A 4,351-nucleotide genomic window follows, 5' to 3' on the forward strand; every position below is an offset into this window, starting at 1 on the left:
GGAGAGCGAAAAAGATTCATAGTCGACTAAAGAAACTAGCAGAATATAAAAAAATGGCACCCATTTGCTATTTTACAAAATATAAAGGACATGCGGAAAAAATTGCCAGACAAATTAATAGCGATACTTCAGTAAAAACAATTGTCGTTATTGGTGGTGATGGAACCATGCATGAAGTAGTGAATGGAATGAAAAATAAGGAAATTTTATTAGTTTTTATTCCCGGGGGATCAGGGAACGATTTTGCCAGAGGTGCTTCCATGCCACTTTCCTCAAAGGAAGTTTTTAAAACAATAAATGAAAATAAAGGGAATATCGATTATTGGCTCGGTATTTACAAAACGAAAGCTAACGACGAACGAAATTTTATAAATTGTATTGGCTTTGGCTTTGATGCGGTTGTTACAAAAAGTGCAAATCATTCCCAATTTAAAAGGTTATTTAATAAATTTAGACTCGGTAAAATCGGATATACGATTGCAATTATCCATGAATTATTTTTATATAAACCAATTACTATCATTGTGGAGACAGATGACTTAACGAAAAAATACGCTAACTGTTTTTTAATAACGATTAATAATCACGCTTACTTTGGTGGTGGGATGAAAATTAATCCACGAGCAAAGAATAATCAAGATGATCTCTCGGTATTGATTATCGATTCGATTTCAAAATGGAAAGTACTCGCTTTATTTTTGACTGTTTTTACTGGAAAACATATCCATTTTAAAGAAGTGAACATTATATCAACCAAGCAAATAAAAATATCTGCTGAAAAGCCGATTCCTTTTCAGACAGATGGAGAAACAGGAGAGACGGTAAGCTGTTTTATTAAAAAAGCACCTTTACCACTTAAGATAAAAGGTACATCATCAATTTTAAAATAGTAATTGTTAATCTATATTTACTTTCGTCTGATTAATAGTTTCCAACCACTTTTTTATATTTCCTATATTCTCTTCTATATGGTCGGATAATGAGTGGGCGACTTCACCTTTGATCCCGTAATAATATATTTCGGGAAGCACAGTTTGTAAATCACTATCCATGTCTTTATGAGCACTTATTGTTTGCACTAGTTTTTTAATCTGCTTATATTCATTCATGGAGACTGTCTTAAATGTAGCTTGCTCATCAAGTAAATCATGTAAGAGTGTTAATTGATTGTGTACAGTTAAGTACATGTAAAAATCACCTCTATATTAATATGGACGAATATTTGTTATAATATACAATATTCCTATTTGAAGGAGGTAATCATGTGGAACAACTGCAAATTGGAAAAGCAACGTTAACATGGTTGAATGGTGGCGTGAATTTTCTTGATGGAGGGGCAATGTTTGGTGTTGTACCAAAAGCCCTTTGGAGTAGAAAATATCCAGTAAATGAAAAGAATCAAATCGAATTACGAACAGATCCAATTTTACTTCAGTTAGATGGGAAAAACTTTCTAATTGATACAGGAATGGGAAATGGGAAATTAACAGACAAGCAAATGAGAAATTATGGCGTGTTAGAGGAATCGTCCATTGAAACATCGCTAGCAGAATTAGATTTAACTACGAAAGATATTGATTGTATTTTAATGACACATATGCATTTTGACCATGCCTGTGGTTTGACAAAAATAAATGGTGATAGTTATATTCCGGTATTTCCAGATATCCCAATCATAACCTCGGCTATTGAGTGGGAAGAAATGCGATATCCGAATATACGGTCAGTTAATACATATTGGAAAATGAACTGGGAACCAATTCAAGATCAAGTTGAAACATTTGAAAAAGAAACTCAAATAACAGACGATCTAAAAATGATTCACACCGGTGGTCATAGTGATGGCCATAGTATCTTAGTCTACGAGGATGAAAACGATTGCTTCATTCATATGGCAGATATTATGGCAACATATGGGCATCAAAATAAATTATGGGCGATGGCTTATGATGATTATCCAGTAACATCTGTCCATCAAAAGGAAAAATGGATGGCGTATGGGTATGACCGTAAGGCTTGGTACACATTTTATCATGATGCTTATTATCGAGCAGTAAGATTTGACGAAGAGGGAAACTTAATTGATGAACTGAAAAGAAAGCGCTATGAATATGTGTGATTAATAATGAAGAATCCGCAATCTCCCTTTTGTTTAAAGGGGATTTACACCGAGCGGATTCTTCAAATTTAATTTACTTTTTTACCACATCGATAATCGCACCTGTATCGATATCGATATAAAAGTCATATTGTTGGTCTTCTCCGTCAACATTTCGGCTAATTCCACCACGATACGTTTCATAGACGAGACTATTCTTTTCAATTTTTTCAGGCTTCATGTAGATCCACGAACCAGTAATCGGTCCATTTTTTTCGAACGTATCCTTTGCATATTGCAGTGCTTTTTCCGGTGTGATTTTTTGGAAATTATCTAATTGATCCCGAATCAAATATCCGACTAAAAAACCTAATCCTGCTGCAAGTAAAGTATTTTTTCGACTCATTAAAATTTCCACCCCATTATGTAAAGTATTCATATTAAAATTAAAATCCTTGTCTATAGTATACATGATCATATAATAAATAACAGAAAAAAATTGTCAAAAACGATACAATTAAATTAAAACTTATGGAAAATAAAGAAGGAAGTGTGTGTATCATTGAATAAAGAAACGATCGAGATGTTTAAGCATTTAACAGAATTACAAGGTGCTTCTGGTGATGAAAGAAGAGTACGGCAGTATATGCAAACTGAATTGGAAAAGTATTCTGATGATGTGATTTACGATAATTTAGGAAGTGTTTTTGGTGTAAAGCACGGAGATGGGCCTCGTGTGATGGTAGCAGGTCATATGGACGAAGTAGGGTTTATGGTTACGCAAATTACTAAAAATGGTATGATTCGTTTTCAAACTTTAGGTGGCTGGTGGAATCAGGTTTTACTTGCACAACGTGTTCAAATCATGACAAAAAAAGGAATTGTTATTGGCGTAATTGGATCTATTCCTCCACATAATTTAACACCTGAACAACGAAAAAAACCGATGGAAATTAAAAACATGGTCATTGATATCGGAGCAGACGACCGCGAAAATGCGCTTGAAATTGGAGTTCGTCCTGGAGATACGATTTTACCTATTTGTCCCTTTACTCCGATGGCAAATGAAAAGAAAATTTTAGCAAAAGCATGGGATAATCGTTATGGATGTGGACTGGCGATTGAGTTATTAAAAGAGGTAAAAGATGAATCACTACCGAATGAATTGTATTCTGGTGCAACAGTACAAGAGGAGGTAGGTTTACGGGGAGCTGAAACAGCTGCGAATTTAATAAAACCTGATATTTTCTTTGCTTTAGACGCCTCTCCTGCAAATGATATGACCGGAGATGACAAAGAGTTTGGCCAACTTGGAAAAGGAGCACTTCTACGGATATTTGACCGGACAATGATTACACATCGAGGAATGAGAGAGTTTGTCCTAGATACAGCAGAATCAAATAATATTGCCTATCAATATTTTGTTTCGCAAGGTGGGACAGATGCTGGACGTGTACATCTTTCAAGTAGTGGAGTACCTTCCGCAGTAATTGGAATTTGTTCTCGTTATATTCATACATCAGCTTCGATTATTCATATTGATGATTATGCAGCTGCAAAAGAGCTATTAGTAACATTAGTGCGAAAAACAGATCAATCAACTGTCGATCAAATTCGAACAAAATAAACAGCTGAAACGAAGGGTTTTTTATGAAAATTGTCATAGGATCATTAAATGAAACAAAAATAAATGCAGTGAAAAAAGTATTTCCAGAAGTAGAAGTTATTGCTGCTTCAATACCTTCTAAAGTATCTGCCCAACCTATAGGAGATGAGGAAACAGAACAGGGAGCGATCAACCGTGCCCAAAATGCTCGTAACCTTTATTCTAATAGTATTGGTATTGGGCTTGAAGGTGGCGTAATGGTGCATCGTGGTGAGCTTTTATTATGTAATTGGGGGGCATTAGTCACCGCCGACGGAAAAACATACACCGCAAGTGGTGCGAGAATAAAGTTACCCATTGCATTTAAACAGAAAATAGAACAAGGTTTGGAATTAAGTGAAATAATGGACAACTACACAAAGAAGAAAAATATTCGTCACCATGAAGGGGCAATTGGTATATTCACAAATGGAAGAATGCTACGCATGGATATGTTTTCTCATGTAGTAACATTATTGCGTGGACAAATGGAATATTGGAATAAATAGCCGAAAGAGAACTCTTCTTCGGCTTTTATTTGTGCGCCAGGCATGGCGACCATCTAGGTGGTGAAAGTCCACTGTGGAGGTACACATCAACCAACCACT

At 35.3% G+C, this 4,351-nt stretch carries 6 protein-coding genes; 4 read left to right on the plus strand and 2 right to left on the minus strand.

What is annotated here, in order from left to right:
• Window positions 1-890 (plus strand): diacylglycerol/lipid kinase family protein (locus ACPYKA_RS18540; RefSeq protein WP_479543686.1); only part of this gene is annotated, 890 nt, incomplete at its 5' end.
• A 6-nt stretch (window positions 891-896) separates the two neighbouring features.
• On the opposite strand, the gene ACPYKA_RS18545 is transcribed toward ACPYKA_RS18540, so the two are convergent.
• Window positions 897-1,187, minus strand: coding sequence for a YtzH-like family protein (locus ACPYKA_RS18545; RefSeq protein WP_479543687.1), 291 nt, complete (start codon window positions 1,185-1,187; stop codon window positions 897-899).
• A 77-nt stretch (window positions 1,188-1,264) separates the two neighbouring features.
• Here ACPYKA_RS18545 and ACPYKA_RS18550 point away from each other — a divergent pair, with 77 nt between their 5' ends.
• A complete protein-coding gene (locus ACPYKA_RS18550) occupies window positions 1,265-2,119 on the plus strand; it encodes a YtnP family quorum-quenching lactonase (RefSeq protein ID WP_479543688.1) in 855 nt (284 codons plus the stop codon).
• Between the two features lie 73 nt (window positions 2,120-2,192).
• On the opposite strand, the gene ACPYKA_RS18555 is transcribed toward ACPYKA_RS18550, so the two are convergent.
• Complete coding sequence (locus ACPYKA_RS18555; protein ID WP_479543689.1) at window positions 2,193-2,504, minus strand: PepSY domain-containing protein; 312 nt, start codon at window positions 2,502-2,504, stop codon at window positions 2,193-2,195.
• A 156-nt stretch (window positions 2,505-2,660) separates the two neighbouring features.
• Here ACPYKA_RS18555 and ACPYKA_RS18560 point away from each other — a divergent pair, with 156 nt between their 5' ends.
• Window positions 2,661-3,725, plus strand: a complete 1,065-nt coding sequence (locus tag ACPYKA_RS18560) for a M42 family metallopeptidase (protein ID WP_479543690.1) — start codon at window positions 2,661-2,663, stop codon at window positions 3,723-3,725.
• Between the two features lie 23 nt (window positions 3,726-3,748).
• Window positions 3,749-4,252 (plus strand): DUF84 family protein, encoded by a 504-nt coding sequence (locus ACPYKA_RS18565; RefSeq protein WP_479543691.1) that lies wholly within the window; start codon window positions 3,749-3,751, stop codon window positions 4,250-4,252.
• Window positions 4,253-4,351: the final 99 nt, after the last annotated feature.

The sequence above is a fragment of the Pseudogracilibacillus amylolyticus (SeqCode) genome, assembly GCF_051918545.1.
Taxonomy (GTDB): domain Bacteria; phylum Bacillota; class Bacilli; order Bacillales; family Amphibacillaceae; genus Pseudogracilibacillus.

Excerpts from the sequence above, each read along its gene's own strand:
- ACPYKA_RS18545 (WP_479543687.1), bottom strand. The coding sequence starts at position 1,187 with ATGTACTTAACTGTACACAATCAATTAACACTCTTACATGATTTACTT.
- ACPYKA_RS18555 (WP_479543689.1), bottom strand. The coding sequence starts at position 2,504 with ATGAGTCGAAAAAATACTTTACTTGCAGCAGGATTAGGTTTTTTAGTC.
- ACPYKA_RS18565 (WP_479543691.1), top strand. The coding sequence starts at position 3,749 with ATGAAAATTGTCATAGGATCATTAAATGAAACAAAAATAAATGCAGTG.